Source organism: Parabacteroides acidifaciens (assembly GCF_003363715.1).
In the GTDB taxonomy this organism is placed as follows: Bacteria; Bacteroidota; Bacteroidia; order Bacteroidales; family Tannerellaceae; genus Parabacteroides; species Parabacteroides acidifaciens.
In genome coordinates this window covers 195,742-215,520 of record NZ_QREV01000001.1, presented here as the reverse complement: position 1 = coordinate 215,520, position 19,779 = coordinate 195,742, and the positions used below count along the sequence as shown (strand labels likewise).

The following is a 19,779-nucleotide window of genomic DNA, read 5'->3' as shown; positions in this document are numbered from 1 at the left end:
ACCGTCCTAATCTTCGCGAGGTGCCGAGTGCACTACACATTAGCACGGTCGTGATGGCAAAGAGGACGGTCGTAATGACTAAAAACACTCAAAAAAGGGGAAAAAGTCCCTTTTTGAGGTCAAAAAAGCGGATTAATATTTGTTTTATTTCGGATGTCTTTCGAACCTGAAAAATACGTTTTTTACAATAAGCCCCCTTTGCCGCAGGCTCTCTTTTGCCAAATAATGAATTTATTTATCCCCAATGATTATCGGGTGAGCCGTCACAACCGTATTCTTTTCATGTCACGGCTGTCTACCTTCTATGTTACAGTTGGATTTCTTTTGTTTTACAGCTGTGACATGAATAGCGGAGAAGTGCATAGGTACAAGGCATTCCGTATGAGACACTCCGTTCGCCGGGTTATCCGTTCCTCTACGGCACAACTAACCCGTGAGGATGCTGCCGGTAATCCGAATGCCTATTGAGGAACTTTCAGGCTGCGCAGGTCGCTGCCCGATACGTTCTGGAATACGCTTAGACCGAATTCCGGGATAACGGCCATCACATGGTCGAACACGTCGGCCTGGATGCCTTCGTACAAGACCCACTCTTTTATGGAAGAGAAGAAATACAGTTCGATGGGAATTCCTGTTTCGGTCGGTTGCAACTGGCGGACCATGCAGGTCAGTTCTTTGCTTACTGCGGGCAGGCTTCTCAGGTAGTTTACCAGATAGGACCGGAAGACGCCGATATTGGTCTGCCTCCGTCCGTTGACCAGGATGGAAGCATCGATATGGTGCTCTTCGTTGTATGCCTTCAGCTCTTTTTCTTTTTCATCAATATAGTCTGTCAGCAAAGATATTTTACGGAATTTAGACAGCATCTCCGGGGTACAGAAACAAACACTGTTCATGTCGATATTGATGGAGCGCTTGATCCGTCGTCCGGGAGATTCGGACATGCCGCGCCAGTTCTGGAAGGCGTCGCTCACTAAGGCATAGGGCGGGATAGTCGTGATGGTGTTGTCGAAATTCTTTACTTTGACGGCATTCAGCGTCACTTCGATAACTGTTCCGTCCGCACCGTATTTAGCCATTGTGATCCAGTCGCCCGGACGGAGCATGTCGTTGGCCGATAGTTGTATGCCGGCAACGAATCCCAGGATCGTGTCTTTGAATACCAACATCAGGATGGCTGCCGAAGCACCTAACCCGGCAAATAGCGTCGTGGGTGATTTCCCAATCAGGATGCTGATGATCAGTATAAAGCCGATAAAGAAGACTGCCACCTGCAACAGTTGGATGAATCCTTTCAGCGGTTTGTTCTTAAGGGACTCTTTCCGGTTGTATATCTCGTGTACGACATTCAGGGACGCGTTGATGAAGCGCAGGGAGACGGCAATAATATAAATCTGGCATATCATTTGCAGGATTCCCAGAAGTTTGGGCGTTTCGTCAGGCGGGAAGGCCAACGGCAACAGCGCATATACCAGTATGGCCGGTATCATGTGCATCAGCTTGTTGATGATCTTGCGCTCAACGATCAGGTCGTCCCATTGGTTGCGTGTCCGCTTCGCCAGGCGTTTGAACATATTCAGGAAGATGTAACGGCAGATATAATCGATAGCTACTGTTGCCAGGATTATGAGCAGAAGGACGATCAGGTTGTCTATCTCGGTTGCCGAACTGCTGATGATACCCCATTCAATCAAATGACTGTTAACCCATTCTTGTATTGCGTGCATAAATAAATTATTATTGTTTGGTCTACAAAGCTACAAAAATTCAGCATTATTCCGAATACTGGTAAACTTTCAATTCGAACTTCGGGACCATCGCGAAGAAGTGGTCGAATATGTCCGACTGGATGCGTTCGTATTCTTTCCATACTTTATTGCGGGAAAAGAAATAGATTTGGATCGGGACGCCGTACTCGGTCGACTGCAACTGGCTGATGATTAAATCCAGATCGGTATTGACAACCGGAAGGCTGGTCAGGTATTTTTCCACATAGACGCGGAACACTTGTGAGTTGGTGGGCACGACGCCTTCATCCGGCTTATAATCGGCAAGCAGCGGGATCTCTTTACGGAATGTGTCCAGCATTTCCGGCGTGCAGAACTTGATGGTGTTCAGGTCGAGATAGATGGATTTCATCACGCGGCGGCCTCCCGACTCAGTCATTCCCCGCCAGTTCTGGAAGGAACCATTGACGAGTGTATAGGGGGGAATGGTGGAGATCGTATTGTCGAAGTTCTGGATCTTGACCGTGTTCAATGTGATCTCCTGTACGATGCCGTTTGCATTGGAACCGGGCACCGTGATCCAGTCGCCCGGCCGGAGCATATCATTGGCGGAAAGCTGTATGCCCGCCACAAAACCCAGGATCGAGTCTTTGAATACCAACATCAGGATGGCTGCCGAAGCACCTAAGCCGGCAAGCAGGGTAGCCGGCGATTTGCCGATCAGGACACTGATCATAACGATTCCCCCGATGAAAAAGACCAGCACCTGCAAGACCTGCATGAAGCCTTTTATCGGGCGGTTCTTGCTGACGGGCCGCAGGTTGTACATGTCCAGGAAGACAAGGATGAAACCGTTGATCGCCAGCAACAGGGCGAACACGATATAGACCGCGCATATTTTCTGGGATAACAACAGGAGTCCTTTCCCCTTGATAAAGGCGAGCGGGAGCAGGGCATAGACCAAAATGCCCGGTATCGTATGGACCAGGTGGTGGACGACCTTCCGTTTGATAAGAAGCGTGTCCCATTGGTAATGCGTGTGTTGCGCCAGTTTCTTCATGCTGCCGACAAAGATGGCCTGGCATAGATAGTCCACTCCGACTGCCAGCATGACCAACAGTACGGCAATAATTATCTCGTCGAATGTATTTGCAACTTTGGGATCTATTCCCCAACCGGTCAGGATGCCATTCATCCAGCTGCCTAAGTTTATCATATCGTATCTGCTTTATAGGGATAACAATTAATTATCCTTTTGGTTTATCCTCAATTCCTACTATCGTTGGTTCTCATTAAAATTATTATCTTTGTCAATTATATTGCAAATATATAACATGACCGTGAAACTAAAAGTATTGATGATGGTATTCGCATGTTGTTCTTATCAATTGCGGGCAGAGGACCTGAACGCTCTCAAAGTAAAAGAATATAAACTGGAAAACGGATTGACCGTTTGGCTGAATGAAGACCACAGCCAACCGAAAGTCTTTGGTGCCGTTGTGGTAAAGGCAGGTGCGAAAGATTGTCCGGATACGGGCATCGCCCACTATTTCGAGCATATGATGTTTAAGGGAACAGACCGTATCGGAACGCTCGACTACGAGGCCGAAAAGGTTTTGCTGGATTCTATTGTCATGAAATATGACGAACTGGCGCTTACTGAAGACCCTTCGGCCCGTATTCGCCTCCAGAAGGAAATCAACGAGCTGAGTATCCGTTCATCCGAATATGTGATACCCAACGAGTTCAACCGGCTCATCAGCCGCTTTGGCGGTTCCGGTTTGAATGCCGCTACTTCATACGATGCCACCATTTATTTCAATACCTTTTCCCCGCAATATATGGCCCAGTGGGCGGAGATCAACAGCGAACGGCTGATTAATCCCGTCTTCCGTCTTTTCCAGAGCGAGTTGGAAACGGTGTATGAGGAGAAGAATATGTATGGCGACTTTATCGGCGGCCAGGTGATGGACACGCTCTTGTCCCGCTATTTCAGTCCGCATCCGTACGCCTATCCGATTATCGGAAGCACGAAGAACCTGAAGAACCCGCGGTTGACGGAGATGCGCAAGTTTTTCGAGGACTATTACGTCGCCTCCAATATGGCCTTGATCCTTAGCGGAGACTTCGATACGGAGCAGGTCATGCCGGTGTTGGAGAAGACTTTTTCACGCATCCGTCGTGGACAGGTGCCGAAGCAGGATAAAGTGATGCTGCCCCCGTTTAACGGGCGGGAGAAGATGAAAGTGAGGTTCCCGATCCCGTTTATCAAAGCGATGGGACTGGGGTTCCGGGGCGTTTCGGCCAACCACGAAGACCAGGTCGCGCTGAATATCGCGGTCAACTTATTGAACAATGCCAACGGGACAGGCTATTTAGACAAACTGATGGTGGAGCACAAACTGATGGGAGCTATCGCGATCAACGAGAGCATGAACGAGGCGGGGATTCTGGCGGTTGCCATCATGCCCAAATTGCTTGTCCAGTCTTATAGTTCTGCCGAGAAGATGGTCTGGCATGAGATCGACCGCGTGAAAGAGGGCGATTTCAGCGATGAAGTGTTCAACAGCCTGAAGCTCGAACAGAAACGGCAGTATGCTTCCGCCTTGGAGAATATCGATTCGCGTGCAACGGTCATGATGAATCTTTTCTCGCAAGGGAAGAGCTGGGATGATTATCTGAACGAAGTGGCGCGGATCGAGTCGATCACGAAAGAAGATGTCGTGCGTGTCGCTCAAAAATATTTCAGCGATAACTATTTGTGTGTGACCAAGAGCACCGGGAAATACCCGAAGGACAACCTGCCGAAGCCCTCCTTCGCTCCGGTCGTTCCCCGCCATGCGGATGCCTCGTCTTCCTATGCCAAGCAGTTGGAGCAGTTGCCGGCGCAATCCGTGACTCCGCGTTTTATCGATTTCAAGAAGGATGTGCAGACGTTGGAGCTTACCCCTTTAGTGACGCTCTATGCAACCCCCAATCCGCTGAATGATATCTTTACCTTTAATATCACCTATCGGATCGGCGCTTTGGAACAGCCGGCCCTGATGCAACTCGCCAACTACTTGCAATTCTTAGGGACGGAGTCGATGCCGTTTGAGCAGTTCCGTACCCGCTTGCAGTCGATCGGGAGTACGCTTGCTTTTGATGCGACGGCGGATGCTTTTACGATGAAAGTGACCGGTTTCGACAACCATATAGACGAGACAATGGAGCTGGTGGGCGATTTTATCCGCCACGCCAAAGCCGACGATAAGAAGATGCGCCAAATCGTGGACGATGCGAAGGTAACGGAAAAAGCCTTTTTCAAATCGAGCGATAATGTCGCGGCGGCTTTGTTGGAGCAGGTCAAATATGGTGACCAGTCGCGCTACCTGCGCAAACTGCCGCTTTCACAGATCAAGAAGCTGAAAGGGAAAGACCTGCTGGCCGTCTATGACCAGGTCCGGAATGTACAGTGCGACTTGCATTACTGCGGTACGCTGTCTCCCGAAAAGGTGGTGGAGACAGTCCGGCGGCATATCCCGCTGGAACGGGCTACGGTAGCCTCCCAGTCACCTTACCGGCGCGAGCTGCGGGAATACGACAAGCCGACGGTCTTCTTTATCAATATGCCGGACATGACGCAGAGCATCGTCTACAGCTATGTAAAGGGCGATCCTGTCGATGACACGGCTTCCCGTCATGCCTCCCGTCTTTTCTCCGTCTATTTCGGTGGCGATATGTCGTCGTTGATGTTCCAGGAGATAAGGGAGTTCCGTTCGTTTGCCTACCGGACGAACGGGCGTTACCAGTTGCCAAGCCATGCGCATAAGGGAGCGGCCGGAAGCTTTACGGCGATGCTTTCCACACAAGGAGACAAGACGCTGGATGCGCTGGGCGTACTGGATTCGCTGATCCGCGAGATGCCTCTGAAACCGGAACGGGTGGATGCAATCCGGCAGACGCTGGTCAACCAGACCAATAACGAATACCCTGCCTTCCGTAACCTCTCCGAGAAAGTGGCCGCCTTCAGGATGGAAGGTTTCGAGCAGGACCCGGGAGAAGCATTTTTGCAGAATGTCGCCAAAATGGACATGCAGGATATTTCCCGCTTCTACCGGGAGCAGGTCAGCGGCCGTCCGGTGGTCTACGTGATCGCCGGGAATGAGAAGCGTATCGACATGAAGAAACTGGCTGCATTCGGTACGATCGTTAAAGTAAAAAAGAAAGACATATATAGATAATGTATAGTAAAGACGAACTCAAAAACCTGAAACTTGAATTTTGGGAAAGTTTCGCCTCGTTCTGTGAAGTACAACCCTATTTGAGAGGACGCAAGAAGGTCTGGACCTTGTACGATACGAAAGTCAGGGGAGTCGAACTTAAATTTGACGCCAACCGTGAAGGCGCATTTGTCATTTTGGAAGTAAACCACCGGAGCGAGGAAGCCCGGTTGGAGATGTTCGAACGCCTGACGTGGTATAAGGAAACGCTGGAAACGGATTTCCCCGAGGGGTTGATATGGGATATATGTTTTGTGCGCGACACAGGCAAACAGGTCGCCCGCATCTACACGGCAAAGTTAGGAATCGACTTCCATCGCCGTCAAGATTGGGGCGAGTTCTTCGGGTTTATGGCAAGCCAGATGTACCTGTTGGAACGCAACTTTATGTCCATCGCTGAATATTTACGGGAATAAGTAGCCCTGTTCCCGCGCTTGACGCGGGATCGCAAAAGAACTGTCGGTATGAAATATCGGATCAAGCCTGTTCCTATGCGATCCCGCGTCAAGCGCGGGAACGGGATAGTACATAACTTCTTATTAAGGCAATAATTTACCATATTATGAAGATAAATAATATCAAACAACTCATAGCTGTGGCTGCTATCGGCTTATTGACGGCTTGCGGAAGCCCCGCGCCGGATGCCGTGCTGTTGCAACCGGGTGTCAGTCGTGAGTTGGCGCAGTACAGGAAAGAACATTTCGGGGATGTTCGCTATCATCTCTTCTTCTCGATCCCCGAATCCCGCGAGGAAGCCGTTATCGGCAAAGCGGAGATCGCGCTTACCCTCCGGGAGAAACAACCGCTTATCATAGACTTTCGCGGGGAACCGGCGCAGGTGGCATTTGTCTTGCTGAACGGCAAGCAAACTCCTTATACGGTGAAAGACGAGCATATCGTGATCGAAGCCGGAGAGGTGGCGGCAGGCGAGAACCGCGTCGCAATCGAATTTACGGCAAACGACCAGTCGCTCAACCGGCGGGACGAGTTTCTGTACACCTTGCTCGTGCCCGACCGCGCCCGCACGCTGTTCCCCTGTTTTGACCAGCCGGATATGAAGTCGCTCTTCACCCTGTCCTTAGAAGTTCCCGCCGCTTGGCAGGCTGTCGCCAACGGAGCGGTCGAACAAGTCGACTCGATGACCGTAGCCGGACGCCGCCGGATTCTTTTCCGGGAGACGGAGCCGCTCAGCACCTATCTCTTCTCTTTTGTCGCCGGGAAGCTGACGCGGGAAACCTTTTCGCGCGACGGACGGCATATCTCGATCTATCACCGTGAGACCGATCCGAAGAAAGCGGCACAGTGTCCGGAGATCGCCTCCGAAGTCTTCGATGCGCTTGAATGGCAGGAGAACTATACCGGCATCCCGTATCCCTTCGCCAAATACGACCTGATTATCCTTCCGGGATTCCAGTTCGGCGGCATGGAACATACGGGAGCAACTCTCTATACGGATGGGCGGATGTTCCTGAACGAGAACCCGACGTTGAACGAACGCCTCTCGCGCAGTGCCCTGATCGCACACGAGACATCGCATATGTGGTTCGGAGACTTCGTCACGATGGAGTGGTTCAATGACGTCTGGACAAAGGAGGTCTTTGCCAATTACTATGCCTCTCAGATGGTCGAGCCGTTGTTCCCCGATGTGAACCATTCCCTCAATTTCATGCTCGATTATATTCCGGGCGCTTACTCGGAAGACCGTACGGCAGGGGCGAACCCCGTCAAGCAGGACTTGGCGAATATGCGCGACGCCGGGCTGATGTACGGCAATATCATTTACGATAAATCCCCCGTCGTCATGGCGATGCTGATCCGTATGATGGGGAAGGATGCCTTTCGGAAAGGCATACAGGAATATCTGAAGACCTACGCCTACGGCAATGCGACCTGGGACGGCCTGATCTCCATCCTGGACAACTATACGGACCGCGACCTGAAAGCCTGGAGCCATGTCTGGATAAACGAGAAAGGCATGCCGGAAATCCGTTCGGAGGTGAAAGGAGACAGTCTGATCGTCACCCAGTCCGATCCCTGGGGACGGGGATTACGCTGGCCGCAGGTGGTGACGTACGCTGTTATTACCGATAGTCGTACGGACAGGGTATCCGTTTCATTAGGATCCGATGGGAATGTCTCAAAAACCCTTGTCCCCGCGCTTGACGCGGGGCCGCAAAAGAACAGCCCTGATCAATCAGTTGTTTATACTGCCAGTTCCGTCTGGGTTCCGAATGTCGACGGTACGGGCTACGGCTTTTTCCGTGTGGGAGAGGAGGAGCTCGACGGCCTGATGTCCGTCTTGAAGACTCACCCCGATGAAGTGCTGCGCGGCTCCCTGTTGATTACCTTATATGAGAACCTGTTGAACCAGACGATCCCTGCCGGCCGCTACATGGATGCCATGCTGGATTATCTGCCCGGAGAGAAGAACAGCTTGTTGTTCTCTGCCGCTTTGAGATATATCGGCAACTGCCAACGCCTGTATCCGTCTGCTCCGGAGAAACTGGAACAGGTACTTTGGCAGATCGTGACGACGGCGGAACAACCCCAGTACCGTTTGCAGGCATTCCGCCAGTATCGTTCCATCGCCCGCTCGCCGGAAGCCGTCGCCCGTTTGTATGCACTCTGGCAGGACCGGAAAGCACCGGCAGGCTGTTCGTTGAGCGAGAATGACTATATCGGCCTTTCCTACCAGTTGGCCCTGCTGATGCCGGAGAAGGCGGACGAGATTGTCGCTACCCAGCAATTGCGCATCACGAATCCGGACCGCAAGCGGCAGTATGCCTTTATCTCGCCCTCCGTCTCACCGCGGAAGGAGGTGCGCGACAGCGTGTTTGCCTCCCTGCTTGTCGCCGAAAACCGCCGTGTCGAACCGTGGGCATCGGCCGCCTTAGCCAACCTGAACAGTCCGCTGCGTCAACAGGAAGCGGTCGCGTATATCCGTCCCGCTCTCGAAGCGATGCAGGAGATACAGCGTACAGGCGATATTTTCTTCCCGCGCAACTGGGCGAGTGCGTTGCTTGGAGGGCATACCTCGACAGAAGCGCGGAAGGAGGTGGACGACTTCTTTGCCGCCCATCCCGATTATCCGGTTCTGCTCGCGAATAAAATCAGGCAACAGGCGGACCATCTCTACCGTTTGCACGATTAAGTAGAAAAAACGGCCTGTTTGAGTAATCTTTTGTAAGTTTTATTTGCTAATTCAATTATTATTGTAACTTTGCAGCGTAAAAATAATAACAAATGAAAAGAACAGTTCTGCATCACCATCATCATCATTACAACGGGCAATAGTTCGGTGGGCTGTTTGGTATGTAGAAACATATAAGATAAATAAGTAAGGCTTGCCGTTATACGGTAAGCCTTATTTTGTTTTTGGAAACGAACAATAATATATAAACGAAATAAACATGTTACGAATTGCAGTACAATCGAAAGGTCGTCTTTACGATGAAACAATGCTTCTGTTGGAAGAAGCCGGTATTAAACTGAACAGGGGAAAACGCATTTTGCTGTTGTCGGCAAAAGGTTTTCCGGTGGAAGTGCTGTTCCTGCGCGATGACGATATCCCGCAGTCGGTGGCAAACGGCGTGTCCGACATCGGTATCGTCGGTGAAAACGAGTATGTGGAGAAAGGGCAGGAAGCCAAGTTGATCAAACGCCTCGGATTCAGTAAATGCCGCCTTTCGCTCGCCATCCCGAAGGATGAAGACTATCGGGGCGTGGAGTGGTTCGAGGGCAAGACCATTGCCACCTCGTATCCCGAAATACTGAAGGCTTACCTGACAGAAAAGGGAGTGAAGGCAGACTTGCACGTCATCAGTGGTTCGGTGGAGATTGCACCGGGTATCGGCCTGGCGGATGCTATTTTCGATATCGTCAGCTCCGGCAGTACGCTGGTAAGCAACCAGCTCAAAGAGGTGGAAGTGATCATGCAGAGCGAAGCCCTGTTGATCGCTAACAACAACCTGTCCGAAGAAAAGCAGGCGATTCTGGATGAATTGTTGTTCCGCTTCGAAGCCATCCAGGTGGCGGAAGGTAAGAAATACGTCTTACTGAACGCCCCGAAAGACAAGATGCAGGAGATCATCGAAGTATTGCCGGGGATGAAGAGCCCTACCATCACGCCGCTTGCCGACGAGAACTGGGTATCCGTCCAGTCCGTGATCGCCGAGAAACATTTCTGGGAAATCATCGGCAAGCTGAAATCATTGGGAGCCGAAGGCATATTAGTCATACCGATTGAAAAGATGATCCTCTAAGCCATGGAAGTAATCAAATATCCGTCAAGAGAAGAATGGGCCTCATTGGCCCAGCGGCCGGCTATGGATGTGACGGCTCTGTTCGACACCGTCCGTACGGTGTTGGATGAAGTGCGCCGGGAAGGAGATGCAGCCGTTATCCGGTATGAAGAGAAGTTTGACAAGATAGACCCTTCGACCTTCCGATCCCTCCGGGTGTCGGAGCAGGAATTGCTTGAAGCCGAAGAACTGGTGGCCGAAGACCTGAAACAGGCCATCCGCCGGGCAAAGGAAAACATAGAAACCTTCCACGCCTCACAGCGCTTTACCGGTAAAAAGGTGGAGACGGCGCCGGGTGTCACCTGCTGGCAGAAAGCGGTCGCCATCGAGAAGGTCGGGCTGTATATTCCGGGAGGGACGGCGCCGCTGTTCTCAACGGTCTTGATGTTAGCAGTTCCGGCACGTATCGCCGGTTGCAGGGAAATCGTACTTTGTACGCCTCCGGGCAAGGACGGGAAGGTACATCCCGCCATCCTGTTTGCCGCGAAGGTGGCCGGTGTCAGCAAAATATTCAAGGCAGGAGGTATCCAGGCGATAGCCGCGATGGCCTACGGGACGCAGTCAGTGCCGAAAGTGTATAAGATATTCGGTCCCGGAAACCAGTATGTGACGGCAGCCAAGCAGTTGGTCAGCCTGAAAGAGGTGGCGATCGATATGCCTGCCGGCCCTTCGGAAGTGGAGGTGATTGCCGACGAATCGGCCAACCCCGCCTTTATCGCAGCCGATTTCCTGTCACAGGCGGAACACGGCGTAGACAGCCAGGCCATGCTGGTAACAGCTTCCGAAAGCATTGTCGAAGGCGTCATGCAGGCCATAAAGGAACAACTGGACCGCCTTCCCCGCAAGGAGATAACGGAGAAGTCCCTTAGCCACAGCCGTATCATCGTGCTGAAGGATCGGCAGGAAGTGATCGACTTCACGAACCTGTATGCACCGGAACACCTGATTATCCAGACCGCCGATTATGCCGCTATCGCCGGACAGATCGAGAACGCAGGCAGTGTCTTTATGGGCCCCTATACGCCGGAAAGCGCAGGCGACTATGCTTCCGGAACCAACCACACGCTTCCGACCAACGGATATGCCAAGGCTTACAGCGGTGTCAACCTGGACAGCTTCATCAAGAAGATCACCTTCCAGGAAATCACGGCAGACGGCATCCGGCAGTTGGGCGGGACGATCCAAACAATGGCCGCCAACGAACAGTTGGAGGCGCACAGAAATGCAGTAACAATCAGATTGAACACATTATGAAAGACTTAAAAGACTTAGTCAGACCCAACGTCTGGAACATGAAACCCTATTCATCCGCACGTGATGAGTTTCAGGGCAATGCCTCTGTTTTCCTGGATGCGAACGAGAATCCGTTCAACAGGCCGTACAACCGTTATCCCGACCCGATGCAATGGGAACTGAAGAAGAAGATTGCGGAGATCAAAGGCGTGAACCGCGAATCTATCTTCCTGGGGAATGGCAGCGATGAACCGATCGACCTGATCATCCGCGCTTTCTGCGAGCCGTCTATCGACAGCATTGTCAGTATAGACCCCTCTTACGGCATGTATGAAGTGGCGGCCAATGTCAATAACGTAGAGTTCCGGAAGGTTAAGCTGGATGATAAGTTCGACCTGGATACGGACAACCTTCTGAAAGCGGCGAACGACTGGGTGAAGGTGATCTTCCTCTGTTCCCCGAACAACCCGACGGGAAACAACCTGAGCCGCGACCGGCTTTATAAGGTGTTGGAGACTTTCCAGGGGATTGTCGTGATAGACGAGGCGTATGTCGATTTCTCTATCGAACCCTCTTTTCTTGCCGAGTTGGAGAAGTTCCCGAACCTGATTGTCCTGCAAACCATGTCGAAAGCCTGGGGAGCAGCCGGAATCCGCTTAGGAATGGCGTTTGCCTCTCCCGAGATCATTGCGATTCTCAATAAGATCAAATATCCGTACAATGTGAACCTGCTGACACAGGAACGCGCCCTCTATGTGCTGGAAAACCAGGAACGCATGGAGAACCAGCTTCGTTCGATCCTTTCCGAGCGTATCCGCCTGCTGGCTGCATTGCCGGAGCTGAACTGCGTCCTTAAAGTCTATCCTACGGATGCAAACTTCATCCTGGTCGAAGTGACCAATGCGGACACGATCTATAAGAATCTGGTGAAATATGGAATTATTGTGCGTAACAGGACGAACGTGACGATGTGCAACGGTTGCCTCCGCATCACGGTCGGCAAACCGGGCGAGAACGACGCCCTGCTGGACGCCCTTAAAAAGATGTAAGCATGAAAAGAGCTTTATTTATAGACCGTGACGGCACGTTAGTGATAGAGCCGCCTGTGGACTATCAGTTAGATAGCTTGGAGAAGTTGGAGTTTTATCCGAAAGTCTTCCGCAATCTCTATTTTATCCGGAAGCAGTTGGACTTCGAGTTTGTGATGGTGACGAACCAGGATGGGTTGGGAACGGCTTCCTTTCCGGAAGAAACGTTCTGGCCGGCGCACGACAAGATGCTGAAAACGCTTGAAGGCGAAGGCATCTGCTTCGACGATATCCTGATCGACCGTTCTTTTCCGGAAGACAATTCGCCGAACCGCAAGCCCCGTACGGGAATGATGGGCAAGTATCTGTCCGGCGAATATGATCTGGCAAACAGCTATGTGATCGGTGACCGCCTGACGGATATGCAGTTGGCCGTCAATCTGGGCGCTAAAGGCATCTGGTTGCATGCCGATGACGACGAAGCCCGCCAACTGTTGGCTGCCAATCCCGCTATTTCCCCCGTTCTGGTTACGGATGACTGGGACCGGGTGACCGAATACCTTTTTGCCGGCGAACGGCGTGCCGTAGTCCAGCGTACGACGAGGGAGACGGATATCTACGTGGAAGTGAACCTGGACGGACGCGGCGCGACGGAGATTGTAACCGGTCTCGGCTTCTTCGACCACATGCTCGACCAGATCGGCAAGCATTCCGGCATAGACCTGACCGTTAAGGTGAAAGGAGACCTGGAGGTGGACGAACATCATACGATAGAAGACACGGCCATCGCGCTCGGAGAGGCTTTGCTGAAGGCTTTAGGTGACAAGCGGGGGATCGAACGGTATGGCTATTGCCTGCCGATGGACGACTGCCTGTGCAGTGTGGCGCTCGATTTCGGGGGACGTCCCTGGCTCGTCTGGGATGCCGAGTTCCATCGTGAGAAGGTGGGGGATATGCCGACCGAAATGTTTCTCCACTTCTTCAAAAGCCTCAGTGATGCCGCCCGCATGAATCTGAACATCAAAGCGGAAGGCGCCAATGAGCACCACAAGATAGAAGGAATCTTCAAAGCCCTGGCACGCTCTATTAAAATGGCTATCCGTCGCGATATCTATAAATATGAGCTCCCGAGCACGAAGGGAATGTTATAGGTCCCGTTTTTTTTCGGACGGGAGCGGTTTTTTTTCGGACGGGAATCAGAAATGGGGGGCACGTGCCCCCCACAGGTTAAAAAGAAAGAGATGTATTTTTGTAAGTGCTTATTTATTAATGTTTTGTTTATTTCTCTTTTTTGCCCATCTTTCTGTCGTACTCCCCATTTGTGCCGTTTCACCAGCACAAAAGTGGGCTTAACTGCCCGAAAAAGGCGTTTTTATGCCGTTTTGCAGAGGTCAAAATCCGCTGTTTTCACCCGCTTTTCGAGTTTTCAGTCGTACCTACTCGTCGTAGATAAGGGCTAAAAACGGTCATTTTCGATACATAAAAGGCTCGATAACGTTAGTGTGCCCGCTCCCGGAACTCCGAGGGGGTGACGCCTTCTTTCTTTTTGAAGAAGGTGGAGAACTGTCCGGCATTCTCGAATTTGAGGCTGTAGGCTATTTCCGATATGTTCAGGCTGCTGCCGGTCAGCAGCTCTTTCGCTTTCAGCAGCTTTTGCTGTAACTGGTACTGGGCGGGCGAGACACCCGTGTATTCTTTGAACATACGGCGGAACCAGGAGTAACCAAGCCCTAACTGGGAAGCGATTTCCTCCGGTGTCAGCGGGTTTTCCACCATTTCTTTCATCAGGATGCGGGCTTCGTTGATTTTATCTACCACATATGTATTGGTAAAGGAGTTGTTCCGCCTTTTATAATAGACCGTCCCCATTATGTGGAGCACGATACTCGAGATCATCTCCTGATAGCCGGTCTTTTCCTGCGAGGCGAACTTCAGGATATCTTCATACAGCCCGACAATGGTCGCACTCAGCCCGATATGCTGCAACGGCTCTTCGCGGGTAAAGAAACGTTTTTCCACACGCCTGTCGATGTGCATGCCCCGGAAACCGACCCAGTATTCGTCCCAGCCGGTTTCGCTGTCCGGATAGTAACTGTGCCATTCGCCGGGGAAAAGCAGGATCATGGTGCCGGCGCTGATCTTCTGCTCCTTGCAGGACTGGGACGAGAAGTAGCCGCTTCCCTTTGTGATATAAACCAGCTGGTACTCGTTCAGGATGCGCCCGGTCTGCGGTTTGAAATTGTAATTGTCCGGGTGTTTGGAAAGAGGATAATTCCCTTTGGGGGGAATGAACTGGTAGCCGACAGTGGTGACGACAATTCCCCATTCTTCATCCATCGCACTTATCGCCAGATATCTTAATTGATCGCTAATTTGTTTCTCCATCGCATCTGTCAGATTTGAAAGGTTTAAAATCATTTTCAAAAGCAAAGGTAATCATTTACCCATTACTTTTGTCATTATAAAATAAAGAACTTTGTTGTACCATGAAGAAATATAACTTTTTAGCCTTCGACATTGGAGCAACCAGCGGACGTGCCGTTCTTGGCACTCTGGCAGGTGGCAAATTTGAAATGCAGGAACTCCACCGCTTCCCCAATGCAATCATGGAATTGCACGGAAAATATTACTGGAACATATATCAGCTATATGATGCTTTGAAAGAAAGCCTTATGGTTTGTGCGCGCCGGCAGATTGTCCCCGATTCGATCGGGATCGATACCTGGGGCGTCGACTTCGGTTATCTGGCAAAAGACGGTTCTTTGCTGGGCTTGCCGCGCGCTTACCGCGATCCTTATACGGACGGGGCGCCGGAAGCGTATTTCCAGCGCGTTCCCCGTTCGGAAGTGTACCGGTTGACCGGTATCCAGATTATGAACTTCAATAGCCTGTTCCAACTGTTCCGCGCGGGGCAGGAGGGATTCGGCCCGTTGGAGGCTGCTGAAGAGATTCTGTTTATGCCCGACCTGCTGTCCTATCTGTTGACAGGCAAAAAGGTCTGTGAATATACGGATGCGTCCACTTCCCAGATATTGAATCCGGTGACGAAGAAGTTCGAGGCCTCTTTGTTGCAGGCGGCAGGTGTTTCGCCTTCCCTTATGCGGGAGGTGGTGATGCCGGGTACATTAGTGGGAGAGCTGACCGATGCGCTCGCTAAAGAAACCGGGATAGGCAAGGTGCCCGTTGTGGCGGTTGCCGGACATGACACGGCTTCGGCTGTTGCCGCTGTCCCCGCACAGGACAAAGAGTTCGCCTATCTGAGTAGCGGAACCTGGAGCCTGATGGGGATCGAGACGGAAGAGCCGATTATCACGGAAGAATCTTTCCGCCATAATTTCACAAACGAAGGCGGTATAGACGGGACAACCCGTTTCCTGAAGAATATCACCGGAATGTGGTTGCTCGAACAATGCCGGAAAGAGTGGGAGAAGGCCGGACGCGATTATTCCTATCCGGCGATCGTCAAGATGGCGGAACGGGCGACTCCTTTCCGCAGTTTTGTGAATCCCGATGATCCGCGCTTTGCCAACCCGGCAAGCATGACGGAGGCGATTGCCGGATACTGCCGTGAAACGGGGCAGCCGGTGCCTGCCGAAGATGACGAGTTTATCCGTTGCATCTTCGAGAGCTTAGCGTTCCGTTACAAGGAGGTCCTGACATTGTTATCGGAAATAGCACCTTTCCCGATCCGCAAGTTGCACGTGATCGGCGGAGGTTCGATGAATAATCTTCTCAACCAATTTACGGCGAATGTAATTAATATGCCGGTCGTGGCAGGGCCTTCGGAGGCGACGGCGATCGGCAACTGTATGGTGCAGGCGAGGGCGGCCGGACTGGTGGCCGACCGTTGGGAGATGCGCCGTATGATCAACTCTTTCCTCTCACCGTCCGTCTTCCAGCCGGAAGGCAGCGGCGAGTGGGAAGAGGCTTTCAGGAAATATAAATCTGTAACCTCATAAAAATAAGGCCATGACAAAAGAAAACATTATCAAACAAGCGTATGATGCAGCTGCCGAACGGTATGCTGCTGTTGGTGTAGATGTAAAAGACGCAATGGACAAATTGCAGAAGATTTCCCTTTCGATGCATTGCTGGCAGGCGGACGACGTGAGCGGTTTCGAGAACCAGGGCGGTTCGCTGACAGGCGGTATCCAGGTAACGGGTAATTATCCCGGCCGTGCCCGCACGATCGAGGAAGTACGTGCCGACGTATTGAAAGCGGCGTCGCTGATCGCCGGCCGGCACCGGTTGAACCTGCATGAAATATATGGCGACTTCCAGGGTAAGAAGGTCGATCGCGATGAAGTGGAGCCTGTCCATTTCGAAAGCTGGATGCAGTGGGCGAAGGAAAACGGGATGAAGTTGGATTTCAACAGTACCTCTTTCTCGCATCCGAAGAGTGGCGACCTGACGCTGGCAAGCCCGGACGACGATATCCGTAACTTCTGGATCGAGCATACGAAACGTTGCCGCTGGATCAGTGAAGAGATGGGTAAATATCAGGATGATCCTTGTATAATGAACCTCTGGATTCACGACGGAAGCAAGGAAGTCCCTGCCAACCGCCTGAAATACCGCCAGATATTGGAGCAATCTTTAGATGAGATTTTTGCTACGAAGTATGCCAATATGAAAGACTGTATCGAAGCCAAGCTGTTCGGTATCGGTCTGGAAAGCTATACCGTCGGTTCATACGATTTCTATTTGGGCTACGGTGCGAAGAAGAATAAGATCGTGACGCTCGATACGGGACACTTCCACCTGACGGAAAGCATCGCCGACAAGGTTTCCGCGCTTCTTCTCTTTACGCCGGAGATCATGCTGCACGTGAGCCGTCCGGTCCGTTGGGACAGCGACCATGTTGTGATCCTGAGCGACGACCTGCTCGACCTGGCACGCGAGATCATCCGCTGCAAGGCGCTGGACCGTGTGCATATCGGGTTGGACTACTTCGATGCTACGATCAACCGTATCGGCGCTTATGTGATCGGTTGCCGTGCTACACAGAAGGCCTTTATGCAGGCACTTTTGGAACCGTCCGCCACTTTACAGCAGTACGAGGCCGAAGGCAAATATTTCCAGCGCTTAGCTTTGCAGGAAGAGCTGAAAAGCCTGCCTTGGACAGCTGTATGGGATATGTTCTGCCTGCAAAACGACGTTCCTGTAGGCGAAGATTACATCGCTGAAATCGAGAAGTACGAGGCTGAAGTCACAAGCAAACGTTAATAATGTGCCAATATGCCAATGTGGCGCTTCGCTAAATGTGCCTCTATTGGCAAATTGGCAAATTAGCACATTGAAAAATTATTATTTATGGAAATAATCATCGGTTTAATCATCATAGCGATCGGGAGTTTCGGGCAGAGCAGCTCGTACGTCCCGATCAATAAGGTTAAGGACTGGAGTTGGGAAAGCTTCTGGCTGGTGCAGGGTATCTTTGCCTGGCTCGTTTTCCCGTTCTTAGGTGCGCAGCTTGCCATTCCCGACGGGAGCAGCCTTGCCGAACTGTGGAATGCAGGCGGGGCTACGGGAGCTGTCATCTACGGTGTCCTGTGGGGGATAGGCGGTCTGACTTTCGGGCTTAGTATGCGCTATTTAGGTGTCGCGCTCGGTCAGAGTATCGCGCTTGGCACCTGTGCCGGCTTCGGTACCCTTTTCCCGGCGGTGTTCGGCGGAACGGACCTCTTTCATGGCGATGGGTTAATCCTGTTGATCGGCGTGTGTATCACGCTTGCCGGTATTGCCGTGATCGGGTATGCCGGGAGCCTTCGTGCCCGTAATATGACGGAAGAGGAAAAGAAGGCGGCTGTGAAAGACTTTGCCCTGACAAAAGGGTTGCTGGTCGCTCTGTTGGCGGGTGTGATGAGCGCCTGTTTCAATTTGGGGCTGGAATCCGGCGCTCCTATTCTTGAAAAGGCCAAGCAGTCGGGCGCAAGCGAACTGTTCGCGTTGAACCCGGTTATCCTGTTGGTGACGATCGGAGGCTTTCTGACGAATGCTTCCTACTGCATATTTCAGAATATACGGAATAAGACAGGGAAAGATTATTTCTCGGTATCGGGTGGTACTTTGCTGAATAATGTCTTATTTTGCGCGTTGGCAGGGGTTTTATGGTATTCACAATTCTTCGGGTTAGGGATGGGAAAGAGCTATTTCGCCGATTCTCCGGTGATGCTGGCTTTTTCATGGAGCATCCTGATGTCGTTGAATGTGATCTTCAGCAATGTCTGGGGAATTATCCTGAAAGAATGGAAGGGAGTGAGCAGGCAGACGATCATCGTTTTGATCTGCGGTATGTGTCTCCTGATATTCTCGCTCTTGCTGCCTAATTTGGTTTGATTAATGTACAAATAAGTAAAATGGAAAGAATCAGAAACAATGAACAATTAATGGCCGAAATCGGCCGTATTGCCGAAGTTGCCGGCTATCTCTGGACAAAAGGATGGGCGGAACGCAACGGTGGTAACATCTCTGTTAATTTGACCGACCTGATGAGCGATGTCGAAAAAGCGCTGCCCGCATTAGGCCCGGCTATTCCTTTGCAAGAGGCGATGACGGCTCTTGGAGGGGATATTTTCTATGTCACCGGAACCGGAAAGCGGATGCGCTATGTGGCGCAAGACCCGTTTGCCAACGGTTCCCTGATCCGTATCGCTAAAGATGGGAAAAGCTACGATATAATTGCCGAACAGCTGGTCTTGCCGACCTCCGAACTGCCTTCCCACCTGATGATGCACAATTATCTGCGTGGATTGAGACGGAATAATAAAGTCGTTTTGCATACACACCCGACCGACCTGATCGGTATGACGCATTGCCAGCCGTTCCTCGATTCGGAAAAGATCACCCGTACTTTATGGAGCATGATCCCGGAATGCCGTATCATCGTTCCGAAAGGCGTGGGTATCGTTCCGTACGAAATCCCGGGGACACTGGATCTGGCGCGTGCCACTATCAAGCAGTTGGAGAAACACGATGTCGTATTCTGGGAAAAACACGGAATCCTGGCGGTGGGCGAAGACCTGATCGAATGTTTCGACGCAATCGACACCCTGAGCAAATCCGCCCAGATTTATTTCAGCGCCCGCATGGCCGGATACGAACCCGCCGGCATGACCGACAAGCAGCTGGATGATTTGGTGCCGGCGTTCGGATTGTAATATACGATTGCAAGGCGATGTGTCAAAAGTCCCTTGTCCCCGCGCTTGACGCGGGGCCGCAAAAGAAC

The 19,779-nt window shown here is 51.7% G+C and carries 15 protein-coding genes; 12 read left to right on the top strand and 3 right to left on the bottom strand.

Features of this window, described 5'->3' with window-relative positions; all coding sequences use genetic code 11:
* Positions 1-225: 225 nt before the first annotated feature.
* The gene (locus tag DWU89_RS00855) at positions 226-468 is read left to right on the top strand and encodes a hypothetical protein (RefSeq protein ID WP_147292080.1); all 243 of its coding nucleotides are present in this window, start codon (positions 226-228) and stop codon (positions 466-468) included.
* Here DWU89_RS00855 and DWU89_RS00850 read toward each other — a convergent pair.
* Both DWU89_RS00850 and DWU89_RS00845 read right to left on the bottom strand, forming a co-directional pair.
* Positions 462-1,727, bottom strand: a complete 1,266-nt coding sequence (locus tag DWU89_RS00850) for a mechanosensitive ion channel family protein (RefSeq protein WP_115497799.1) — start codon at positions 1,725-1,727, stop codon at positions 462-464. The two genes, DWU89_RS00855 and DWU89_RS00850, sit on opposite strands and share 7 nt — an antisense overlap.
* Before the next feature lie 46 nt (positions 1,728-1,773).
* The gene (locus DWU89_RS00845; protein ID WP_115497798.1) at positions 1,774-2,943 is read right to left on the bottom strand and encodes a mechanosensitive ion channel family protein; all 1,170 of its coding nucleotides are present in this window, start codon (positions 2,941-2,943) and stop codon (positions 1,774-1,776) included.
* Positions 2,944-3,088: 145 nt separating this feature from the next.
* Here DWU89_RS00845 and DWU89_RS00840 point away from each other — a divergent pair, with 145 nt between their 5' ends.
* The 7 genes from DWU89_RS00840 to hisB all read left to right on the top strand — a co-directional run bounded on the left by DWU89_RS00840 (position 3,089) and on the right by hisB (position 13,702).
* The gene (locus tag DWU89_RS00840; protein ID WP_244205821.1) at positions 3,089-5,950 is read left to right on the top strand and encodes a M16 family metallopeptidase; all 2,862 of its coding nucleotides are present in this window, start codon (positions 3,089-3,091) and stop codon (positions 5,948-5,950) included.
* Entirely contained in the window at positions 5,950-6,405 is a 456-nt protein-coding gene (locus tag DWU89_RS00835) for a DUF4268 domain-containing protein (protein ID WP_115497797.1), read from the top strand. Before DWU89_RS00840 ends, DWU89_RS00835 begins: the two co-directional genes overlap by 1 nt.
* A 146-nt stretch (positions 6,406-6,551) precedes the next feature.
* Entirely contained in the window at positions 6,552-9,140 is a 2,589-nt protein-coding gene (locus tag DWU89_RS00830; RefSeq protein WP_115497796.1) for a M1 family metallopeptidase, read from the top strand.
* Between the two features lie 259 nt (positions 9,141-9,399).
* Positions 9,400-10,251, top strand: coding sequence for an ATP phosphoribosyltransferase (gene hisG / locus DWU89_RS00825; protein ID WP_115497795.1), 852 nt, complete (start codon positions 9,400-9,402; stop codon positions 10,249-10,251).
* Between the two features lie 3 nt (positions 10,252-10,254).
* Positions 10,255-11,544: a histidinol dehydrogenase gene (gene hisD / locus DWU89_RS00820; protein WP_115497794.1), complete on the top strand. Its 1,290-nt coding sequence runs from the start codon at positions 10,255-10,257 to the stop codon at positions 11,542-11,544.
* Entirely contained in the window at positions 11,541-12,572 is a 1,032-nt protein-coding gene (gene hisC, locus DWU89_RS00815) for a histidinol-phosphate transaminase (protein WP_115497793.1), read from the top strand. Before hisD ends, hisC begins: the two co-directional genes overlap by 4 nt.
* A gap of 2 nt (positions 12,573-12,574) precedes the next feature.
* The gene (gene hisB / locus DWU89_RS00810) at positions 12,575-13,702 is read left to right on the top strand and encodes a bifunctional histidinol-phosphatase/imidazoleglycerol-phosphate dehydratase HisB (RefSeq protein WP_115497792.1); all 1,128 of its coding nucleotides are present in this window, start codon (positions 12,575-12,577) and stop codon (positions 13,700-13,702) included.
* Positions 13,703-14,048: 346 nt separating this feature from the next.
* Here the strand turns inward: hisB and DWU89_RS00805 are convergent, their stop codons facing one another.
* Entirely contained in the window at positions 14,049-14,936 is an 888-nt protein-coding gene (locus tag DWU89_RS00805; RefSeq protein WP_115497815.1) for an AraC family transcriptional regulator, read from the bottom strand.
* A 101-nt stretch (positions 14,937-15,037) separates the two neighbouring features.
* On the opposite strand from DWU89_RS00805, the gene DWU89_RS00800 reads away from it, so the two are divergent.
* The 4 genes from DWU89_RS00800 (at position 15,038) to rhaD (ending at position 19,711) form a co-directional block, all read left to right on the top strand.
* The gene (locus DWU89_RS00800) at positions 15,038-16,510 is read left to right on the top strand and encodes a rhamnulokinase (RefSeq protein WP_115497791.1); all 1,473 of its coding nucleotides are present in this window, start codon (positions 15,038-15,040) and stop codon (positions 16,508-16,510) included.
* A 10-nt stretch (positions 16,511-16,520) separates the two neighbouring features.
* Positions 16,521-17,777: an L-rhamnose isomerase gene (locus tag DWU89_RS00795; RefSeq protein ID WP_115497790.1), complete on the top strand. Its 1,257-nt coding sequence runs from the start codon at positions 16,521-16,523 to the stop codon at positions 17,775-17,777.
* An 87-nt stretch (positions 17,778-17,864) separates the two neighbouring features.
* Positions 17,865-18,890: an L-rhamnose/proton symporter RhaT gene (gene rhaT, locus DWU89_RS00790; protein ID WP_115497789.1), complete on the top strand. Its 1,026-nt coding sequence runs from the start codon at positions 17,865-17,867 to the stop codon at positions 18,888-18,890.
* 20 nt (positions 18,891-18,910) lie between these two features.
* Positions 18,911-19,711, top strand: a complete 801-nt coding sequence (gene rhaD, locus DWU89_RS00785) for a rhamnulose-1-phosphate aldolase (RefSeq protein WP_115497788.1) — start codon at positions 18,911-18,913, stop codon at positions 19,709-19,711.
* The last annotated feature ends 68 nt before the right edge of the window (positions 19,712-19,779 follow it).

What these genes read in the sequence shown, in the direction of transcription:
- DWU89_RS00855 (WP_147292080.1), top strand. Translation starts at nt 226, where the DNA reads ATGAATTTATTTATCCCCAATGATTATCGGGTGAGCCGTCACAACCGT.
- DWU89_RS00850 (WP_115497799.1), bottom strand. Translation starts at nt 1,727, where the DNA reads ATGCACGCAATACAAGAATGGGTTAACAGTCATTTGATTGAATGGGGT.
- DWU89_RS00845 (WP_115497798.1), bottom strand. Translation starts at nt 2,943, where the DNA reads ATGATAAACTTAGGCAGCTGGATGAATGGCATCCTGACCGGTTGGGGA.
- DWU89_RS00840 (WP_244205821.1), top strand. Translation starts at nt 3,089, where the DNA reads ATGGTATTCGCATGTTGTTCTTATCAATTGCGGGCAGAGGACCTGAAC.
- DWU89_RS00835 (WP_115497797.1), top strand. Translation starts at nt 5,950, where the DNA reads ATGTATAGTAAAGACGAACTCAAAAACCTGAAACTTGAATTTTGGGAA.
- DWU89_RS00830 (WP_115497796.1), top strand. Translation starts at nt 6,552, where the DNA reads ATGAAGATAAATAATATCAAACAACTCATAGCTGTGGCTGCTATCGGC.
- hisG (WP_115497795.1), top strand. Translation starts at nt 9,400, where the DNA reads ATGTTACGAATTGCAGTACAATCGAAAGGTCGTCTTTACGATGAAACA.
- hisD (WP_115497794.1), top strand. Translation starts at nt 10,255, where the DNA reads ATGGAAGTAATCAAATATCCGTCAAGAGAAGAATGGGCCTCATTGGCC.
- hisC (WP_115497793.1), top strand. Translation starts at nt 11,541, where the DNA reads ATGAAAGACTTAAAAGACTTAGTCAGACCCAACGTCTGGAACATGAAA.
- hisB (WP_115497792.1), top strand. Translation starts at nt 12,575, where the DNA reads ATGAAAAGAGCTTTATTTATAGACCGTGACGGCACGTTAGTGATAGAG.
- DWU89_RS00805 (WP_115497815.1), bottom strand. Translation starts at nt 14,936, where the DNA reads ATGGAGAAACAAATTAGCGATCAATTAAGATATCTGGCGATAAGTGCG.
- DWU89_RS00800 (WP_115497791.1), top strand. Translation starts at nt 15,038, where the DNA reads ATGAAGAAATATAACTTTTTAGCCTTCGACATTGGAGCAACCAGCGGA.
- DWU89_RS00795 (WP_115497790.1), top strand. Translation starts at nt 16,521, where the DNA reads ATGACAAAAGAAAACATTATCAAACAAGCGTATGATGCAGCTGCCGAA.
- rhaT (WP_115497789.1), top strand. Translation starts at nt 17,865, where the DNA reads ATGGAAATAATCATCGGTTTAATCATCATAGCGATCGGGAGTTTCGGG.
- rhaD (WP_115497788.1), top strand. Translation starts at nt 18,911, where the DNA reads ATGGAAAGAATCAGAAACAATGAACAATTAATGGCCGAAATCGGCCGT.